Source organism: Geomonas agri, from assembly GCF_020179605.1.
Lineage (GTDB): Bacteria > Desulfobacterota > Desulfuromonadia > Geobacterales > Geobacteraceae > Geomonas > Geomonas agri.
In genome coordinates this window covers 2215845-2234514 of record NZ_JAINZO010000001.1, presented here as the reverse complement: position 1 = coordinate 2234514, position 18670 = coordinate 2215845, and the positions used below count along the sequence as shown (strand labels likewise).

The window sequence follows — 18670 nt, the reverse complement described above, 5'->3', positions numbered from 1 at the left end:
ATGATCAGGGACCTTTGCCTAGAGAAGCTGCTGCTGCCCATCTCTTCAGAAAGCCCTGCCGGGAGCGACCTCCGCTACACGACTGTCTACGAGGAGATCATGGAGGCCCGCCGCTGCGAGGATGCCGTTGCCATGGGGGACTGGCAGCACGACGTCAAACAGGCGAACTGGGACAAGGCCATTTCTCTTGCTACCGCAGCACTGGGAGAAAAGACCAAGGACCTGCAGATAGCGGCGTGGCTTGCCGAAGGGCTGACCGTCACCGAAGGTTTTGCCGGTCTGGAGTTGGGGCTCGAGCTGATCACGGGTCTTGCCGAGCGCTTCTGGGAAACGGTGTATCCGCAGACGGAGGAGGGGGACCTGGAGTACCGTGCCACCCCTTTCCAGTTCCTGGACGGGAAAGTTGCTTTACACGTTCGGCAGATCCCGCTTACCGACCCGGCGCTCACGCCCGGCTACTCGTGGCTTCAATGGCGGCAATCCCGGGAGGTGGGCTCGGAGGCGGAGGTCAAGGACCGCTACGGAGAAATCGACGAGTGTAAGAAGAGCCGCCGTGACCAACTCCTGGCCGAGTCGGCGGTGAGTCCTGAGGATTTCGATGCCGCAGTCGCTCGCTCCAGCGCAGGTTATGCCGCCGCGCTGCGCGGTGGGCTGCTCAGGTGCAGTCAACGAGTGCAACGGCTGGCAACGGTGCTCGAGGATAAGTTTGTGTCCTCGGCGCCGACTGTGGGCGAGCTTGCCGCGGCCATCGACGGTTGCAGTAAGCTCGTCGATACGCTCTACCGGGCCCATGCCGGCAACGCGGCGCCCGCCCCGACGGCAGGGCGTACCAAAGCGGCGCGCGTTGTGAACGGTAGCAAAGGGGAAGAGGCCGCCCTGCACCCGGTGCCGGACCTTGCTGCAGCCGCTGCAGCCGATTGCGCCGGGGAGCTCCCTGAGCATGCGTTGTGGCGCGATGCGCTGGCCATGGTCGCGGCGGGGCAGCTGCAGGAGGCCGTGGCCATGCTGCTCTTCGCCGGTAATGGCACCGAGTCGTTGCGAGATCGCAACCGGGTCAGGCTCCTGATGGCCAAGCTTTGCCTTGAAGCGGGAAGGGCGGACCTGGCCCGGCCGATCATGGAGGAGTTGCACGGAACCATCGAGGAACTACATCTGGAGCGATGGGAGTCGCCACTTTGGATCGCCGAAGTATTGGCCGCCTACTACCGCTGTCTTCAAGCCGATGGCCCCCGCGACAGCGACCTCGACCTTGCCCGCGCGCTGTTCAAGCGCATCTGTCTGCTCGACGTCACCAAGGCAATGCCGTACCCCCACTAGGGATCGGCAGGAGGAGAGACCATGGCTATTTCAGAAAGTCTGCAACACAGGCTGGAGAGAGTGAGGGCGCCCCGGGTCCGCATCACCTACGACGTCGAGGTCGAGGACGGCGTGGAGGTAAAGGAAATTCCTTTCGTGGTGGGTGTGCTAGCCGACCTGTCCGGAACCCCGGACCCTCCTCTGCCCAAGCTTAAGGAGAGGAAGTTCGTGGAAGTCGACCGGGACAATTTCAACCGCGTCATGGAAGCTGTCCAACCTCGGCTCGCCTTCAGGGTCGACAACACGCTGTGCAGCGACGGCTCCCAGCTTGCGGTCGAGTTGCGCTTCACCACGCTGGAGGACTTCCATCCCGAGCGCGTGGTGCAGCAGGTGGAGCCGCTTCGGAAGCTGGTCGAGGCGCGGGGAAGACTCTCCGATCTACTGAACCGGTTGGACGGCAACGACCGGTTGGACGAACTGCTGCAGGATCTTTTGGCTGGCGGCGAGGCCCTTAAGGCCATCTGCCACCGTCCCTTCGGCGGCAGCGGAGCTGGCGGCGAGAGCGCCTGAAAAGGAGGGAACCATGGAAGAGTTGAATCGAGAAAAGGGCGTAGCGTGCGCCGAAGCAGGCACTGCCACCGATCTGATCGATCTCATCGTAAGCGAAGGGCGCCTGGCGCGTTGCGACGAGCAAAAGCCTTACGCGAAGGAGATGCTGGTCGAACTGGTGCAGCAGGTTGTGGCAGGGGAGATGGTCCCCGGCGGCGACCTCGAGCGAATGATCCATGCCCGGATCGCTGAGATCGACCGCCTTATCGGCGACCAGGTGAACGAGATCATTCACCATCCCGAGTTCCGGAAGCTGGAGGCCTCCTGGCGCGGGCTCTCCTATTTCGTGCACCAGGCGGAGACGGGCAGTAACCTGAAGATCCGCGTGCTGAACGCCTCGAAGCAGGACATCGCCAAAGACATGGAGAAAGCGGCCGAGTTCGACCAGTCCACGCTCTTCAAGAAGATCTACGAGGAGGAGTTCGGCAGCTTCGGCGGCGCCTCTTACGGTTGTCTTGTGGGCGACTACGAGTTCGGCAACACGCCGCAGGACCTGTCGCTGTTGACACGGATGTCTGAAGTTGCCGCCGCGGCGCACGCTCCCCTGATCACCTCCGCGTCGTCGCCCCTCTTCGGCGTGGACAGCTACGCAGACCTGGACGGGCCGCGGGATCTTGCCAAGGTCTTCCAGGGAGCCGACTACGCCCGGTGGCGCTCATTCCGGATGTCCGAAGACGCCAAGTACGTGGCGCTATGTCTGCCGCACGTGCTGATGCGGCTGCCGTACGGGCCGGACACTGACCCGGTGGAATCGTTCCAGTTCGAGGAGAACGTGGCCGGCGACCACGGCAACTATCTCTGGGGCAACGCCGCTTACTGTCTCGCCGGCCGCATCACCGATGCTTTCTCCAGGTACGGCTGGACCGCAGCCATTCGTGGCGTGGAAGGGGGCGGGGCGGTAACCGATCTCCCCATTCACACCTTCGACACCGGCGAGGGCGAACTGGCGGCGAAGTGCCCGACTGAGATAGCCATCACCGACCGGCGTGAGAAGGAGCTCGCCGACCTCGGCTTCGTCCCCCTGGTGCACTGCAAGGGAACTGACATGGCCGCCTTCTTCAGCGTCCAGAGCGCCCACAAGCCAAAGCTCTACGACAGCGACGCCGCCAACGCCAATGCCCGGCTATCCTGCCAGCTGCAGTACATCCTCTCCGTGTCGCGCTTCGCCCACTACCTGAAGGCAATGATGAGAGACAAGATCGGCAGCTTCGGGACCAGGAAGAACGTCGAGGATCACCTAAACCGGTGGATCAGCCGTTATGTGCTCCTGGACGACGATGCCGGGCAGGAGATGAAGGCGCGCTTCCCGCTGCGGGAGGCCAGGATCGAGGTGTTTGACCAGCCGGGGCGGCCGGGATGCTATCGTGCGGTTGCCTTCTTGAAGCCGCACTATCAGCTGGATGAATTGACCATTTCCTTGCGGCTCGTCGCCAATCTCCCTTCGCCCCGGACGAGCTGACCGAAGTTGAGATCACCATGAAAGGGAGGACGTCATGGCCTTTGATGCATTCTTGAAGATAGAAGGAATACCGGGAGAGAGCAGCGACGACAAGCACAGGGACTGGATCGAGGTCCTCTCCTACAACTTCTCCGTCACCCAGCCCACCTCCGGCACCGCCAGCAGTGCGGGCGGCGCTTCCGCAGAGCGCGCCAGTTTCTCCGACTTCAGCGTCGTCAAGGTGCTGGACAAGGCGAGCCCGAAGTTGTTCGAAGCCTGCGCCACCGGCAGGCACATCCCCAGCGTAACCCTGGAGATTTGTCGGGCCGGCGGGGACAAATTGAAATACATGGAGTACAAGCTCAGTAACGTGATCATCAGCCTGAACCGCCCCGGTGGCAGCGCCCACGGCGGCGAAGCCATTCCGGTTGAGGAGATCGCCTTCAACTACGGCAAGATCGAACTCGCCTACACCCAGCAAAACCGCTCCGACGGCTCCGGCGGAGGACAGGTTGCCGCAGGATGGAACCTGGAGACCAACAAGAAAGTCTGATCGTAACGTGGCAGGTGGCGGGGGGGCACATGCGATTCCAGCCGGAACCGAGACAATCCTTACTGGACAGGCTCATCGACCATGGGCTGGAAGGTCCGGTTGGCAACGCCTGCTCCTCCCGCAGCAGCGTGAAGTCGCTGATCGACTCGGTGCTGCGCGACCTAGAGAACCTGTTCAACACCAGATCCTTCCCCACGCACAAGGGACTGTCGCACCGGGGACTGGCTTCGCAGGGGGCTGTCCTCCTCCCTTCGCATCTGGAACGCTCCATCCTCACTTACGGCAGCCGTGATTTCAGTCTCGACAACCCACGCTCGCACCGGGTGCAGCAGTCGATACGTTTGGAAATAGTGCGACTGCTGGAGAGTTTCGAGCCGCGGTTGACGGATGTGACCGTAAGGCTTGGCGAATTCCAAGGAGAGCGTAGCCTCAGCTTCCTCATCGATGCCGTCTTGCAGGTAGAGCCGGTAGCCGTCTCCACCGCCTTCGATACCCACTTCGACCTCAACAGTGGCTCCTACACGATCCTCACGTGAGTCCCCATGTCCGATGACTTCCTCGACTACTTCGAAAGAGAGTTAAGCTTCCTGCGTGAGACGGGGAGCGACTTCGCTAGAAAGTATCCCAAGATCGCCGGGAGACTACTGCTCGAGCCCGGCAAGTGCGAGGACCCGCACACGGAGCGGCTCATTGAGGCCTTCGCATTCCTGTGCGCCCGCATTCAGCGCAAGATCGACGACGGCGTGCCGGAAATCACCCAGTCGCTGTTACAGGTGCTCTATCCGCAATTGACGGCGCCGATCCCGTCTCTGTCGGTGGTGAAGTTCGCGCCCCTGTTCAGGAACGTGCCGGAGGCGGGCTACCAGGTCCCCAAGGGGACGCCTCTCTTCTCCAAACCCGTTGACGGCGTGTCCTGCCAGTTCAGGACTACCTACCCTGTCACCCTCTGCCCGTTGGAGGTAATCGATGCCTCTTTGCAGGCGCCAGTAAAGCTGGTGAAAGGCGCGCAGCAGGTGGTGCGGGTTCGTTTGTTGCTGCACAGCGCCTCCTTTGCCGGGGACAGGCTGCGGTTTTATCTGAACGGTCAGCCCCAGCACGTTTTCCCGCTGTACCAGTTGCTGCTGAATCACCTTTGCTCTGTTGAATATGTGCCGCCCGGTGCCTCGGCCGCTGATTCCCTGCAACTGCCATCGGCTTGCCTGCGGCCTGTTGGCTTCGCTTCAGATGAGGGACTTCTGCCATACCCGGAACAGTCTTTCCCTGGGTATCGGCTGCTCCTCGAGTACTTCGCCTTTCCGCACAAGTTCCTTTTCCTCGATCTGACTGGCACCTCCGCACTCTGGAAATGTGCTGCCTCCGGTGATGCCGTCGATTTATTGTTTTACCTGGATACGCACGCGCCGGAGTCCGTGGTGGTTGGGCCGGAGACTTTCTGCCTCTATGCGACCCCCGTCGTCAACAGTTTCCAAAAGATTGCTGAGCCGATCAGGCACAACCACGGCAAGAGTGAGTACCGGATCGTTCCTGACGTAAGAGGTGAGGGGGCCTTCGAGGTACTGAGTGTCGATGAAGTCATGACTTACGAGGCGACTTCCCTTCGTGAGCTAAAGTGCTACCGCCCGGTGTTTTCAGGGGACGGCGTAGAGGATAGTGCAGGGGTATGGCAGTCTCAACGGCGGCCGGCTTCGCGCCTGCACGACGCCGGCACCGAGGTTTTCCTTTCCCTTTGTGAGCCTGTCGATGCTGCCACTGTTCCGATGGAAGAAACGGTTTTGGTCCGCGTCACCAGCTCCAACCGTGACCTCCCTGTCAGGATTCCTTTCGGCGATTCCAACGGAGACTTTGAGACTGAGTCCACCGCCCCGATTACCTCGATCAACTGTCTTCTCAAACCGACGCCCTCTTTACGTCCGTTTCTCGATGGCTCGCAGCAACGTCGCCTGATCTCACATCTCTCCCTGAATTACATCTCCATCGTAGAAGGAGGTGCCGCAGCGCTGAAGCAACTGCTGTCCCTCTATGACTTTGCCTCGTCCTCTATCACCCGTCACCAGATAAGCGGCATCGTCTCAGTGAGTTCGCGCACGGTTACCAGAAGAATAGGATCAGCCTTTTGCCGCGGATTGGAAGTGACGGTTGTCTTCAATGAGGACAAGTACGTCGGCAGCGGCGTCTACCTGTTCGCGTCGATTCTGGAGAGGTTCCTGGGACAGTACGTTTCCATCAATTCCTTCGTGCAGCTTGTGGCCGTGAGCGCAAGCAATGATGCGGTCATCAAGCGGTGGCCGGCCCGAACCGGCGACAAGGTGCTGCTGTGAGAGTACATGCGCCGAATCCATCTGTCCGCGGCTTCTTTGCCACGGTTCGTATGCTGGAGCGGATCCAGCGGGGCCGCCACGAGGTAGCAACTGCCTCGTCGCCAGACACGGAAAAGATCCGCTTCACCGTGAGGAAAGGATTTGCCTTTCCGGCAGGCGACGTCACTGGGATTACCTTCGGTGAGGACGGATCTACCCAGGTCGAAGTTACCCTGATGGGACTAATCGGTCCGGCGGGAGTATTGCCGCATTGGTACCATGAACTGCTTTTGGAGCGGGAACGGGCGCACGATCATGCAATGGGCGACTTCTACGACCTCTTTCACCACCGCCTCGTATCCCTCTTTTATCGTGCGTGGAAGTGCACCTCGCTTTTGCCACAGAAGGAAAGCGACAACAGCGATGTCTTCTCCAATCATCTCTTCAGCTTTCTCGGACTGGGGACCGAGGGACTGCGGGAAAAGCTTTCAGCATCGGAGGCTGCATTGCTGCAGTTTTGCGGGCTGGCAAGTCGGCAGGTAGCATCAGCCGGCACCATTGCCCAGATCGTTCAGTATGTCCTCAGCGTGGATGTCCAGGTCGAGTCGTTTGTACCGCGTATGGTGGGCTTGGAGCCGTCGGAGATGACCATGCTGGGCCAGAACAATTGCCAGCTCGGTGTTGACGCCGTCTGCGGCGGCCAGACCTGCGACATTGAATCTACCTTCCGGCTTTGTCTGGGGCCAATGTCTTTCGACGATTTCATCGATCTGTCGTCAGACCGGAAACTGAAAGAGCTAGCTTCACTGGTCAGGTTCCTGGTGGGACCCGAATACCAGTTCGAGGCCAGGCTCATGTTGAGGAGAGAGGAAGTTCCCGGGTGTAGGCTCGGGGTTGTGACTTCCGATGCAGCTAGGCTTGGCTGTTCCACCTGGCTCAAAGCGCCAGACTCCGTTCTTGATGCCGACCCGTTCGTGACCTTCGATCCCGACCAAATGAGGTTTACAGCATGACATTCACACAACGTGACCGGCTCATTTCCATACGCACGACTTTGGGGGAAGATGCACTTCTCTTGACGGATTTGACCGGGGAGGAGGGGATCTCCCGTAGTTTCAGCTTTGAGTTGTCTCTACTTTCCGAACGTCACTCCATTCCACTCCAAACGCTTCCAGGCAGCAACGCAACTGTCTCAATCACCCTCACTAACGGCAGGAGGAGATACCTGAACGGGACCATTGCCAGTTTCACCCAGGGCAGGTCGGGCGGTGAAGAGGGTGAGGATAGCCGCTTTTCCTTTTACAGATGCATACTCGTTCCCTGGTTCTGGACCCTTAGCAAAAGTGCTGACATAAGGATCTTCCAGAACCGGTCTACCCCGGAGATTGTGGAGCAGGTATTCGAAAACCATGGTTTTTCCTGGTACCGCTTCGATCTGCGCGGGAGTTACGACAAGAGAGAGTTCTGTGTCCAGTACCGGGAAACCGCCTTCAATTTCGTGTCCCGCCTTCTGGAGGAAGAAGGCCTCTTCTATTTTTTCCGGCATGAGGACGGCAAGCACACGATGATCATCGCAGATTCTCCCGATGCCAATCCGCCTTGTCCGTTTCAGCAGAACGCCTCATCGCGTTCCAGCGCGACCGGCACCAGGAACGAAGATGTGATCACCGCCCTGGAAACCACACGCTACATGCATTCCGGCAGGTACTCCCTTAATGACTACAACTTCGCCATTCCAAGGACGGGATTAAAAGCGGAAGCTCCCGCCGTAGCCCAGACACAGACGGCGAAATGTGAGGTCTATGACGCTCCGGGTTGCTACGGCAGCAGGAGCGCAGGCGACAGGCTGGCAAGGATCCGCATGGAGGAAGAAGAAACAATGGCCACCGTTATGTTCGGCAGTAGCGATTGTCGTGCCTTTGCCAGCGGCTATCGCTTCAGGCTTAGAGATCACTGCAACAGTAACTGGGAGGGCAAGGAGTTGCTCCTGGTGTCCGTGAAGCATGACGCGATGGAAGCATACGCCACAGGTTCCTCTTCCAGTTATCACAACAGCTTCGTCTGCATACCTCATCAGACCCCATATCGCCCGACACGCCTTACACCAAAGCCGGTCGTGCAGGGGACGCAGACGGCTGTGGTCGTGGGGCCGCCGGGAGAGGAGATTCACACCGACCAGTACGGCCGGGTAAAGGTCAAGTTTCTCTGGGATCGGGCAGTGAAGGGCGACGACAGCAGCTCCTGCTGGATCAGGGTGAGCCAGCCACTGGCCGGTAACGGTTGGGGCGCTACATTTCTGCCCCGTGTCGGTCATGAAGTGCTGGTTCAATTCCTGGAGGGTGATCCCGACCGGCCGGTCATCATCGGCCAGCTTCATAACGGGATGAACCTGCCACCCTACCAACTGCCCGCGGAGAAGACCAAAAGCTGTCTGAAGTCGTGTTCGACGCCCGGTGGACAAGGGCACAATGAGCTGCGCTTCGAGGACAAGAAAGGTGAGGAGCAGCTGTACCTTCACGCGCAGCGGGAGCAGGTGAACCGTGTGAATGAGGACTCCGTGGAGTGGGTTGGGCAGGATCGCCACCTCATCGTCAACCGGGACCGGCTGGAGAAGGTGTCGCGCGATCAGCACGTTGAAATTGTAGGCGACTGCAATGAAACCATTGGCGGAACCCTTTCCCTTTCACTGGGCGCGGACGTGCAACTAAAGGTTGCAACCAAGTGCGCGTTGCAGGCAGGGGAGGAGGTAGTTGTCCTCTCAGCAAAAAACATCGTGATCGAATCCCTGACTCAGGTGTGCCTGAAAGTAGGAGACAGCTTCATAGATATTAGCCCGGCGGGAGTCAACATCGTCGGCAGCAATGTGCTGATTAACCAAGGAGGCAGTCCGGCCGTTTCTGCGCGGGCCTCACCTGAGAAACCAAAGCCCCCCAAAGAACCTGAACAGAACCGGTCCGGGCGGTAGCGATCCCAGGCCGCAGTCATCATCTGGGGAGGTGTCATGGAAACTCGAATCGAGCAGATGAACGAGGTGGCGCGCGCGGAGTTTCTGGAGAGGCTTGACGCGGCATTGGTGCGCGACCTGACCAATTACTTCAAGATTGGGCGGGACCAGCGCCTGGAATTCCTGGCGGCCGCGGTCGAACTGGCAGAGAGCAAAGGGTTTAAGTCCGAACAGGGCATGGCTTCTTACGTGCTGGCCCTGTGGTACCTGGATATCGACTTCGAGGAGAAGAGCGCAGCGCTGGAGTCGCTGCTGACTTCCCCTGTGCCCGAGGTGCGTCGCGTGCATGCGCTCAATCAGTGGGTGGAGGCTGTCCTCGGCCAACCGGACAACATTGCTGCCGCAGACGAAGCTTTGCACAAATCCCTGCAGCTCACTGAGCCTTGGGGTAAATGACAGAGCAACAAACGCCTTGGCCTTTGCCGAACGGCAGAGGCCGGGCGATCTTCAAATCTCAAAGTCCCGCCTTTCCTCATCTTCTTCCATAGCATCCAGTCAAATAGCTCCCGTAGAAATTTTGCTGTTGACAAAGGGGATTATCTTCTTTATAAAAATGATAACGGTTTTCATTATCTTGAGGCTGGTTCTGGTAGACGGTTTAGTTGTGAGTGTGGTTAAAGTGTTGAGAGATTTGCATGCTCAGCACCAGGAGTTCGGAGGGGACATGAACGGTGCTGTTGGAGTGAAAGAGGATCTGTTGGCGGTAAACGCAGCCGGTGCGCCTGGGGTAAACCCGAAGTCAAGGGCTGCCTGGCAGGAGTTCGCGCCGCTTTACCCGACCGACGAAGAATGTCTCGCCTCCTTCCTTGCATTGGAACTCGCCGAAGTGCTGCAAGGCGCCAAACCCGCAAACCTCGTCTGTCTCGCCAACAAGCACCGTTCCTGCGGTCGCAACCTCTACCTCCTCTGGAAAGAACATGGTGCCGCGCTCCTCGAAGAGAGCGGACTCAAGGTGCGCATTCTCGACGACCGCGGTTCGTCGGTCCTGCTTCTGCTCTATTCGCAGGAGGCACTGGGCGCTTTGCTCGCACAGAAGAGTGTACGCATCATCCTGGGGAAAGCCGGTTACGGGAACGTCTTCGACTTCGACGCCGTTTTGGACGAACTGGAGACGCGCGTGACGGGTGAGGGCTTCCCGCACGAGATTGGCGTCTTCCTGGGGTACCCCCTGAAGGACGTGATCGGCTTCATGGGGTGGGCGCCGCTTGCCTTCACCGTTCAGGGGCCTTGGAAGATCTTTGGCAAGCCTGAACAGAGCCTGCGCCTGGCCGAATGCCACCGCGAGTGCCGCAGCAGGATGTCTGAGCGCCTGGCTTCGGGATGCAACCCTCTTGAGTGCCTCAGGAATTGTTCCACTACGGCCGCTGATTCGTACCGGCAGAACGTCACCCCTTTTTTGGCTGTATCGTGAAAGTGAATATCAAAACCGAGGTGTGTGTCTCGGAGGAGGGCACGATGTGTATAGCTCTGATCGGCGGAATGGACCGCTTGGGAAAACATTACCTGGAAGAGGCAGAACGCGCCGGGGTTAAACTTCAGTTTTTCAGCACCTCGGAAACCAACATAGCCGCGAAGCTTAGAAAAGCTGACGCAATGGTCATCTTCACCAACAAGGTTTCGCACCGCGTCAAGATAGAGGCGATGCAGGTGGCAAAGGCCAACAACATCCCGGTGCTGATGGAACATGCCTGTGGTGTTTGCACCTTCAGAAACTGCCTCGAATGCCTCGCCCACAACAGCCATTAGGCTGGGGTGTTGCAGTTTCGACTTCATATTGAACCGCATCTGTGCTAGGTGTAGCGTGTTCAACATCAAGACGATACGGCAGGATCTGCATGACCGATGTGACTGACGCGACATCCCGCAGGCTGGCGGTGATGGGGGCTTTACTGCTTCCCTTCACCGCCGTTTGCCTGTTCTATCTCGATATTCCGGTTGCCGTCTTCGTCAGGGATCACCTCTATTCGAACCGGCACTGGATCCGTGCCACGTCGGACCTTCCGGACCTGCTGCTCACGGTGGTGTTGGTCTCCACTGCCGCCTCCTGCTGCTTTTACGTGTTACGCTCCGGTCGGGGCATCCTCGATCGCGCCACCCTGCTGGCCAAAGAGATTCTCTGGCTCGCGCCCACCTCCTATGTCGCCAAGACAGTGCTGAAGATTGCCTTCGGCAGGTCCAATACGCGCTACTGGCTCACCAACCCCGGCGATTACGGCTTTCACTGGTTCCAGATGAAAGAGCACTGTGATGGCTTCCCCTCCGGCCACATGATGGTCATCGTGGCGCTTCTGGCCGCCGGTTGGCGCTTCTATCCCGAGGCCCGTCCCTTTGGCATCTTGCTCTCGGTTCTGCTTGGCGTTGCCCTGATCGCCACCAACTATCACTTTTTGAGCGACGTCGTCGTTGGTGGTTACCTCGCCATCCTGCTCGACGTGATGATAGCACGCCTGCTTTTTTGTCGCCGCCATACCTCGCCGGATCAAGCAAACCCTTTCCCGTAGGGCCGCACCCAGAGTGCCTTCGTTTCCGTTTTTTCCCTTGCATCGCCGGCCGAAATCCCTTATATTTCAACAGCACATCGAAGATATCATGAACGCTTAAACCAACGATACGTAGCAGATGAGCGGGGAGTGCCGCCGCGATCAGATAACGCATGGAAAGGGTTTAGCCGCCGACGGTTAAGCCCTTTTTTGTTTGAGCATAAACAGGTCAGGGAGGCCCAATGGAAAGAAGAGCTTTAACGGCAGGAGACATGGTGGATTCGCAATGCACGCGTTGCAAGGCACTGCTGAACCACACCATCGTGGCGATGGTGGCGGGGCAGGTGGTGCGGGTGAAATGCAACACCTGTGGCAGCGAGCACAACCATCGTCCTGCGAAAGAACCAAAGGCCGCCACCGTGAAGGGAGCAAAGGCTGAAAAAGCGGTAAAGGCACCGCGCACCAGGGCCGCCAAAGCCCCGGCGATATCGGACGAGGCCATTTGGGAGGAGATGATCCAGCCACTCGATCCGGATCTTGCGGTCCCCTACAGCATGGAAGGGAAGTACAAGGCCAACACGCTGATCAACCATCCCACTTTCGGGACGGGCGTCGTAGCGTCGTGCCAGGCGGGCAAAGTCGAGGTCGTCTTCAAGACCGGTCGCAAGCTGCTGAGAAGCGCCTGCTAGTCGGGCATAAGTAGAAGAAGTAAGCAAAAGGGGCTGTCGGATGATTCCGGCAGCCCCTTCTTTTTTTATTTCTTTATCCTGAACCCCGCCCGTTCCCACCCGGAGAGGTCGTTGGCAGGCTTTTGCTCCTTGGTTTTCGGCTGCTGCTTGGGCGCCGCGCTCTTTTGCACCTGTTCTGGCGCAGCCTGCTTGATGGAGAGCGAGATCCGCTTGGTCTGCGGGTCGGCGGAGAGCACCTTCACCTTGACGATCTCGCCTACCTTGACCGCTTCGTTCGGGTCCTTGCAGTAGCGGTGTGACAACTGGCTCACGTGCACGAGCCCGTCCTGGTGCACACCTATGTCGACGAAGGCGCCGAAGGCCGCCACATTGGTGACCACCCCCTGCAGGATCATCCCCTCCTTCAGATCGGCTATGGTGACCACGTCGTCCCGGAAGGCCGCGGTCTGGAACTGCTCGCGCGGGTCGCGCCCCGGCTTTTTCAGTTCGGCCAGGATGTCACGCAAGGTAGGGAGGCCGATGCTGTCGGTGACGTAGCGCTCCAGCTTGATTCCCGCGGAAAGGGCGGGATCGGAGGCGAGCTGCGCCACGGTGACGTTGAGATCCGCCGCCATGCGCTCCACCACCGCGTAGTTCTCCGGGTGCACCGCCGTGTTGTCCAGCGGATTGTCTCCGCCGCGGATGCGCAGAAAGCCCGCCGCCTGCTCGAACGCCTTCGGTCCGAACCGGGCGACCTTCAGGAGCGCCTGCCGGGTCGGGAAGGCTCCGTTCTCGTCGCGGTGCTTCACGATGGCGCGTCCCTGGCTCTCGGAGAGACCGGCGACGTAGGAGAGGAGCGCCCACGAGGCGCTGTTCAGATCGACGCCGACGTAGTTGACGCACGATTCCACGACCGCGTCCAGCGCCTTCTTCAGAAGCGACTGGTTCACGTCGTGCTGGTACTGGCCGACGCCGATGCTCTTCGGGTCGATCTTGACCAGCTCCGCCAGCGGGTCCTGGAGCCTGCGCCCGATGGAGATGGCGCCGCGGATGGTGAGGTCGAGTTCCGGGAATTCTTCGCGGGCGATCTCGGACGCGGAGTAGATCGATGCGCCCGCCTCGTTTACCATGACCGTCTCCGCCTTTACCCCGGCGGAACGCAGCGCCTCGCGCACGAAAAGCTCGGTCTCGCGCCCGCCGGTGCCGTTGCCGATGGCTATCAGGCGCAGGTCGTGACGCTCCACAAGCCGCACCAGTTCCGCACCGGCGCTTTCCGCCTTGGGGCCGCCGGTGTGCGGATAGATGGTGGTCTGCTCCAGGAAGCGTCCCGTCTCGCTGATGGCGGCGAGCTTGCACCCGGTCCTCAGGCCCGGGTCGACGCCCAGTACGCGCCTTCCTCCTGCCGGTGGGAGGAGCAGCAGGTTTCTCAGGTTCTGCGCGAAGACGGCAATGGCGGCCTCGTCGGCCTTGGTCTTCGCCTCGAGCCTCAACTCCACCTCGATGGAAGGCGCGATGAGCCGCTTGTAGGCGTCCGCCGCGACAGCTTCCAGCACGCCCTTAAAGATACTCTCCCGCTTGATCAGCCCGCCCTTGAGGCGCGCCACGATCTCTTCTTCCGGCGCGAGCAGGGTGAGGCGCAGCACCTCCTCCTTCTCGCCTCGCCTCATCGCCAGCATGCGGTGCGACGGTATCGTTTTGAGAGGCTCCTGGTACTCGTAGTACATCTTGAACTTGCCGTCCCGGTCGGCGCCTTCACTGAGAAGCTGCGAGGAGAAGACCCCCTGCTCGCGGGTGAGGTCGCGCACCATGGCGCGCCGGTCGGCGTCCTCGGAGAGCTGCTCGGCCAGGATGTGTGACGCACCTTCCAGCGCGGCGTCCGCGCCGGCGACTCCCAGTTCTTCGTTGATGAACGGCACCGCGGCATCCGCCGCTGAACCGGTGGTCAGTTCCTGTGCCAGGACCAGTTGCGCCAGCGGCTCCAGGCCGCGCTCGCGCGCGATGGTAGCCTTGGTGCGGCGCTTGGGCTTGTAAGGGAGATAGAGGTCTTCGAGCTCGGTCTTCTTGCGGCAGGTGGCGATGCGTGCCGAGAGCTCCGGGGTCAGCTTCCCCTGCTCCTCGATACTTTTCAGTACGGTCGCCTTGCGCTCGGCCAGTTCGCGGTGGTAGTTGAGCAGGTCCTCGATCTCGCGGATCTGTACCTCGTCCAGCTCGCCGGTCTGTTCTTTCCGGTAGCGCGCGATGAAGGGGACGGTGCCCCCTTCGTTCAAAAGCGCCACCGTGGCGAGCACTCCGCCGCGCGGCAGTCCGCTTTCTTCTACAACTATTTCAAGTAACTGTGGTGTATCTGTTGCGCTCATGTTCAAAAAGTCTCCTCCGGAAAAAAGAGGTACTTCTTACACTCTTTGGCCGCCGGGGGCAAGAACTTTCCCTCCCGCCATCAGGGGAGGAAACCCTGCTTCTCGTACTCGGCGAGCTTGCGGTACAAGGTGGCGACACCGATGTTCAACTCGGCCGCCGTACGTGCCTTGTTGTTGCCGGTGACCCTCAACGCCGCCAGGATGTATTCCCGCTCCACCTCTTCCAGCGGTCGCACCGACTCCACGACCCCCGGCCGTGGCAGGGCCGACCTGAGCTCTTCCGGCAGGTCCTCGAGGTCGGCCCGCGTGTCTAGGGAGAGCGCCACGGCGTGCTCCACCGCATTCTGCAATTCCCGCACGTTACCCGGCCAGGTGTAGCGCAACAGCTGGTCGGCAGCCTTCGGGGTGAACCCGGTCACTCTGCGCCCGGCGCGCTTGGACGCTTGCTCCAGGAAGATGCGCGCCAGGGGGAGGATATCCTCGTTGCGCTCGCGCAGGGGAGGGACCCGCACCTCGATCACCCTCAGGCGATAGTAGAGGTCGCGCCTGAAGTTCCCCGTACCCACTTCCTCGGAGAGGTTCCTGTTGGTGGCGGCGACCACCCTGATATCGACCTGGCGTGACTTGTTCTCGCCGACTCGCCGCACCTCCCGCTCCTGCAGCACGCGCAAGAGCTTCACCTGCATCGATTGGGAGATCTCGCCGATCTCGTCCAGGAACAGCGTGCCACCGTGGGCCGCCTCGATGAGTCCCATCTTGTCCCGGTCGGCCCCGGTAAAGGCGCCCTTGGCGTGACCGAAAAGTTCGCTCTCGAGGAGGGTTTCGGTGAGGGCGCCGCAGTTAACGGCCACGAACGGGCGACCCGAGCGCGCCGACTCTTCGTGGATCAGCCGTGCGATGCGCTCTTTGCCCGCGCCGCTCTCTCCAGTTACGATCACCGAAGAATCGACACGGGCGATGCGCCGGGTCAACTCCACCACCTGCCGCATGGCGCCCGAGCGGGCGGTGATGCAGCCGAAGTCCTCGCCCCCAGGGCTGAGGCACGACATCTGGCGCCGCTGTTTCTTCAGGCGCTCCTCGGTGTCCCTCAGTGCCTTGGCCAGGTTCTGGAACACCTCGTCCCCGGTCTCAGACTCGAAGTAGGGGAGATACGGTTCCAGTGCCTCGCCCCACTGTTCCCTGGTCCTCCCCTCGACGTGGCAGACCGCGTCCCCCTTGCCGCAGCAGCGGTCCTCGATGAAGTAGACCTTCTCCCCCCTCCAGTACGAGACGTAGCCGCTGGCGAAGCCGGTCAGGGTCCAGCAGACCGAATCCTCGGAAAGCCCCAGGTGCAACAGGTGCTGCTCCACTTCATAGGAGTCGTACCAGAAGGACTGGACCAGCGGTTCGTCGTCGCTGCCGTCCGAGCGCTTGTTCTCTTCCACCCGGACCATCCCCTGCAGCATGTGCAACTTGGGTCCGGTCCAGCTGTCGGCGAACAGGTCGGGAAACTCCAGTTTCAGGCTCTCCGCCGTCATCCTGCCGTGGGCGTAGCCGAACCGGGTCAGGATGCTGCGCGCCGCTGCCACGCCCAGCGAATCGATTAACTCTTTGCGCAAGAGCCCCAGGGCGATGGCATCGAAGATGATGGCCCTGCGCCCCATGAAAAACATGGTCCCCCCGTCGGGACGGAAGGATAGTAGCTCCCGTAAATCCAGATCCGCCGATTGCATCCCCGCCTCCTGTGCCTATCAGAATAATAAAGCACCTTATCATAATGATAGGTATTTTCCACGTTGTATACGAGCCTTTACTGTAACTCACCGAATATCCATCGAGTTTTTGCTGGCATGCTCGCTGCTATTCCCACATGCAAAGCACGTTATTTGCCAACAATCAACGCAACGGGGCCGGCTCCACAGCAGTGGGCCCCGATGATGATCAGCCAACAACAGGAATGGGAGGTTCACGTGGGGAAGAAAGTATTGGTAGCGCTGTCGCTGCTGGTCGCACTGGGGGCGGGGATGTGCCTGCCGCAGGGTGAGGCCTCGGCGGCGAACATCAAGGGGAAACACGGCTCCGAGGGGCTCGGCTGCGCCGACTGCCACAAGACGGACAAACCTACGGCGGCTGCGGCCGTCGAGGCCTGTCTCGAGTGCCACGGCGGCTACGACAAGATGGCGGAGCGTACCAAGGGGATGCACAACAACCCGCACGACTCCCACCTGGGGAGAATGGCCTGCCTCAAGTGTCACCGGGTGCACGCTCCTTCGGAGTACCTGTGCCTGGAGTGCCACAGCGACTTCGAATTCAAGGACAAGTAGCTCGAACTGTTCCGAACGCGGCAAAACCGCGTCGCACCAACCCCTGAGGGGAATCAAGAGGAGGAATCGATGAGAAGAGTTCGAGGTATCGCGACGGTGCTCGTCGCACTGCTCGCCTTTGCCGCACCGGCAATGGCTGAGAAGGAGATGAAAACCGACGTAGTCGTGGTGGGCGCCGGCACGTCTGGCCTGGCCGCCGCGGTTCAGGCGCTGCAGCTGGGCGCGAATGTGGTTGTGCTCGAGAAGCAGGCCAAGGTGGGCGGCACCGGCAGCTTCTGCGAGGGCGTCTTCGCCGCGGAGAGCAAGCCGCAAAAGCGTATCGGCATCGACGTCAGCAAGGATTTCGCCTTCAAGCTGATCATGAACTACAGCCACTGGAAGGCCAACGGCGCCCTGGCCAAGAACTTCGTGGACAAGTCCGCCGAGACCATCGACTGGCTCGACAACCTGGGCGTGAAGATCGAGTACGTCGGCGTCGGCGGCTTCGGCGGCCCGCTCACCTGGCACGTCATCGCCCCGGGCCCGGACTACCCGGACAAGAACCCGAGGGACTTCCACTGCCAGAGGATGATCAACGTCTTCGAGAAGTACGTGGTGGATCACGGCGGCAAGATCCTCCTGGAGACCCCGGGCACCGACCTCATTACCGAGAACGGCAAGGTGGTCGGCGTTGTGGCCAAGGACAAGTCGAGCGAGGAGCTGAAGGTCAGGGCCAAGGCCGTCATCATCGCGACCGGCGGCTTCGCCAACAACAAGGAAATGATGAAGAAGTACGTCGCATACCCTGACGTGATCCCGGTCGGCAACATCGGCAAAGACGGCGACGGCATCAGGATGGCCGAAAAGGCCGGCGCGCAGCTCGAGGGTATGGGTACCGTCGAGGCGTACCGCCCGGGTCTCCCCGGTTTCCACCCGGCCGACCAGATGATCGCCCTGGCCGTGCAGCCCTACTTCTGGGTCACCCCGCGCGGCGAGCGCTACGTCGACGAGTCCAGCGTCGAGTTCTGGCCCTACGCTGGCAACGCCATCACCAGGATCGGCGGCACCGCCTACTCCATCTTCGACGAAGCCACCAGGAAGCTGGCCGTCGAGAAGGGGATCGAGATGCCGCTGGGCGAGTGGGTGCTGCAGGGGACCAAGCTGGTGAAATTCGACGAGTCCTTCAACAAGGAGCTGACCAGGAAGCGCGGCTTCGCCTTCAAGGCCGATACCATCGAGGACCTCGCCAAGCAGCTCAACATGGATCCTAAGATCCTGAAGACGAGCGTCGAGACCATGAACAAGTCCGCCGCCGTGCGCGAGGACAGCCAGTTCAACAAGAAGTCCAAGTACCTGCGCCCCGTCGCCACCGGTCCCTTCTACGCCGTCAAGCTCTTGCCGCGTCACCTGGGCACCCTGGGCGGGGTCAAGATCAGCGGCAACACCGAGGCGGTCAACGCCAAGGGCGAGCCGATCCCCGGCCTGTACGCGGTCGGCACCGACTCCGGCGGCATGTACGGCGACAGCTACGACCTGCTCTTGGGAGGCGGCACCGCGGGTTACGCCATCAACTCCGGACGTATCGCCGCCGAGAACGCGCTCAAGTACGCCGGCATGACCAAGTAGCTTCTTACCTGCCGTGGCGGTGACCCCGCCACGGCAGCGCATGGCATGGCAACTAATTCA

Annotated in this window: 17 protein-coding genes; 15 read left to right on the top strand and 2 right to left on the bottom strand. The window is 60.6% G+C overall.

Annotated elements, in window-relative coordinates:
• The 13 genes from tssA (at position 1) to K7R21_RS09620 (ending at position 12366) form a co-directional block, all read left to right on the top strand.
• Complete coding sequence (gene tssA / locus K7R21_RS09680) at positions 1 to 1317, top strand: type VI secretion system protein TssA (protein WP_224983054.1); 1317 nt, start codon at positions 1 to 3, stop codon at positions 1315 to 1317.
• Positions 1318 to 1338: 21 nt separating this feature from the next.
• Positions 1339 to 1866 (top strand): type VI secretion system contractile sheath small subunit, encoded by a 528-nt coding sequence (tssB, locus tag K7R21_RS09675; protein WP_224983053.1) that lies wholly within the window; start codon positions 1339 to 1341, stop codon positions 1864 to 1866.
• Positions 1867 to 1879: 13 nt separating this feature from the next.
• Positions 1880 to 3364 carry a type VI secretion system contractile sheath large subunit gene (gene tssC / locus K7R21_RS09670; RefSeq protein ID WP_224983052.1) on the top strand — a complete coding sequence of 495 codons (1485 nt, stop codon included), beginning with the start codon at positions 1880 to 1882 and terminating at the stop codon, positions 3362 to 3364.
• Positions 3365 to 3398: 34 nt separating this feature from the next.
• Positions 3399 to 3896, top strand: a complete 498-nt coding sequence (locus K7R21_RS09665) for an Hcp family type VI secretion system effector (protein WP_224983051.1) — start codon at positions 3399 to 3401, stop codon at positions 3894 to 3896.
• 29 nt (positions 3897 to 3925) lie between these two features.
• Positions 3926 to 4432: a type VI secretion system baseplate subunit TssE gene (gene tssE, locus K7R21_RS09660; RefSeq protein ID WP_224983050.1), complete on the top strand. Its 507-nt coding sequence runs from the start codon at positions 3926 to 3928 to the stop codon at positions 4430 to 4432.
• Positions 4433 to 4438: 6 nt separating this feature from the next.
• Entirely contained in the window at positions 4439 to 6214 is a 1776-nt protein-coding gene (tssF, locus tag K7R21_RS09655; RefSeq protein WP_224983049.1) for a type VI secretion system baseplate subunit TssF, read from the top strand.
• Positions 6211 to 7206 (top strand): type VI secretion system baseplate subunit TssG, encoded by a 996-nt coding sequence (tssG, locus tag K7R21_RS09650; RefSeq protein ID WP_224983048.1) that lies wholly within the window; start codon positions 6211 to 6213, stop codon positions 7204 to 7206. The genes tssF and tssG overlap by 4 nt, the downstream gene beginning before the upstream one ends.
• On the top strand, positions 7203 to 9158 hold the full coding sequence (locus K7R21_RS09645) for a type VI secretion system Vgr family protein (RefSeq protein ID WP_224983047.1): 1956 nt from the start codon (positions 7203 to 7205) through the stop codon (positions 9156 to 9158). Before tssG ends, K7R21_RS09645 begins: the two co-directional genes overlap by 4 nt.
• A gap of 36 nt (positions 9159 to 9194) precedes the next feature.
• Entirely contained in the window at positions 9195 to 9593 is a 399-nt protein-coding gene (locus K7R21_RS09640; RefSeq protein ID WP_224983046.1) for a hypothetical protein, read from the top strand.
• Positions 9594 to 9861: 268 nt separating this feature from the next.
• On the top strand, positions 9862 to 10608 hold the full coding sequence (locus tag K7R21_RS09635) for a DUF3793 family protein (protein ID WP_224983045.1): 747 nt from the start codon (positions 9862 to 9864) through the stop codon (positions 10606 to 10608).
• A gap of 44 nt (positions 10609 to 10652) precedes the next feature.
• Positions 10653 to 10943, top strand: coding sequence for a DUF2325 domain-containing protein (locus K7R21_RS09630; protein ID WP_224983044.1), 291 nt, complete (start codon positions 10653 to 10655; stop codon positions 10941 to 10943).
• An 89-nt stretch (positions 10944 to 11032) separates the two neighbouring features.
• On the top strand, positions 11033 to 11698 hold the full coding sequence (locus K7R21_RS09625; RefSeq protein ID WP_224983043.1) for a phosphatase PAP2 family protein: 666 nt from the start codon (positions 11033 to 11035) through the stop codon (positions 11696 to 11698).
• 221 nt (positions 11699 to 11919) lie between these two features.
• Positions 11920 to 12366, top strand: a complete 447-nt coding sequence (locus K7R21_RS09620; RefSeq protein ID WP_224983042.1) for a hypothetical protein — start codon at positions 11920 to 11922, stop codon at positions 12364 to 12366.
• A gap of 65 nt (positions 12367 to 12431) precedes the next feature.
• Here K7R21_RS09620 and K7R21_RS09615 read toward each other — a convergent pair whose 3' ends face one another.
• Complete coding sequence (locus tag K7R21_RS09615) at positions 12432 to 14702, bottom strand: Tex family protein (protein ID WP_224983041.1); 2271 nt, start codon at positions 14700 to 14702, stop codon at positions 12432 to 12434.
• 80 nt (positions 14703 to 14782) lie between these two features.
• Positions 14783 to 16414, bottom strand: a complete 1632-nt coding sequence (locus tag K7R21_RS09610; RefSeq protein ID WP_224983040.1) for a sigma-54-dependent Fis family transcriptional regulator — start codon at positions 16412 to 16414, stop codon at positions 14783 to 14785.
• 237 nt (positions 16415 to 16651) lie between these two features.
• Between K7R21_RS09610 and K7R21_RS09605 the strand changes: the two genes are divergently transcribed.
• Both K7R21_RS09605 and K7R21_RS09600 read left to right on the top strand, forming a co-directional pair.
• Positions 16652 to 17005, top strand: a complete 354-nt coding sequence (locus K7R21_RS09605) for a cytochrome c3 family protein (RefSeq protein ID WP_224983039.1) — start codon at positions 16652 to 16654, stop codon at positions 17003 to 17005.
• A gap of 69 nt (positions 17006 to 17074) precedes the next feature.
• Positions 17075 to 18610 carry an FAD-dependent oxidoreductase gene (locus K7R21_RS09600; protein WP_224983038.1) on the top strand — a complete coding sequence of 512 codons (1536 nt, stop codon included), beginning with the start codon at positions 17075 to 17077 and terminating at the stop codon, positions 18608 to 18610.
• The last annotated feature ends 60 nt before the right edge of the window (positions 18611 to 18670 follow it).

Coding starts and splice junctions, on each gene's coding strand:
- K7R21_RS09635 (WP_224983045.1), top strand. CDS start 9,862: ATGAACGGTGCTGTTGGAGTGAAAGAGGATCTGTTGGCGGTAAACGCA.
- K7R21_RS09615 (WP_224983041.1), bottom strand. CDS start 14,702: ATGAGCGCAACAGATACACCACAGTTACTTGAAATAGTTGTAGAAGAA.
- tssC (WP_224983052.1), top strand. CDS start 1,880: ATGGAAGAGTTGAATCGAGAAAAGGGCGTAGCGTGCGCCGAAGCAGGC.
- tssB (WP_224983053.1), top strand. CDS start 1,339: ATGGCTATTTCAGAAAGTCTGCAACACAGGCTGGAGAGAGTGAGGGCG.
- K7R21_RS09610 (WP_224983040.1), bottom strand. CDS start 16,414: ATGCAATCGGCGGATCTGGATTTACGGGAGCTACTATCCTTCCGTCCC.
- K7R21_RS09630 (WP_224983044.1), top strand. CDS start 10,653: ATGTGTATAGCTCTGATCGGCGGAATGGACCGCTTGGGAAAACATTAC.
- K7R21_RS09645 (WP_224983047.1), top strand. CDS start 7,203: ATGACATTCACACAACGTGACCGGCTCATTTCCATACGCACGACTTTG.
- tssE (WP_224983050.1), top strand. CDS start 3,926: ATGCGATTCCAGCCGGAACCGAGACAATCCTTACTGGACAGGCTCATC.
- K7R21_RS09600 (WP_224983038.1), top strand. CDS start 17,075: ATGAGAAGAGTTCGAGGTATCGCGACGGTGCTCGTCGCACTGCTCGCC.
- tssA (WP_224983054.1), top strand. CDS start 1: ATGATCAGGGACCTTTGCCTAGAGAAGCTGCTGCTGCCCATCTCTTCA.
- tssF (WP_224983049.1), top strand. CDS start 4,439: ATGTCCGATGACTTCCTCGACTACTTCGAAAGAGAGTTAAGCTTCCTG.
- K7R21_RS09640 (WP_224983046.1), top strand. CDS start 9,195: ATGGAAACTCGAATCGAGCAGATGAACGAGGTGGCGCGCGCGGAGTTT.
- K7R21_RS09625 (WP_224983043.1), top strand. CDS start 11,033: ATGACCGATGTGACTGACGCGACATCCCGCAGGCTGGCGGTGATGGGG.
- K7R21_RS09620 (WP_224983042.1), top strand. CDS start 11,920: ATGGAAAGAAGAGCTTTAACGGCAGGAGACATGGTGGATTCGCAATGC.
- K7R21_RS09665 (WP_224983051.1), top strand. CDS start 3,399: ATGGCCTTTGATGCATTCTTGAAGATAGAAGGAATACCGGGAGAGAGC.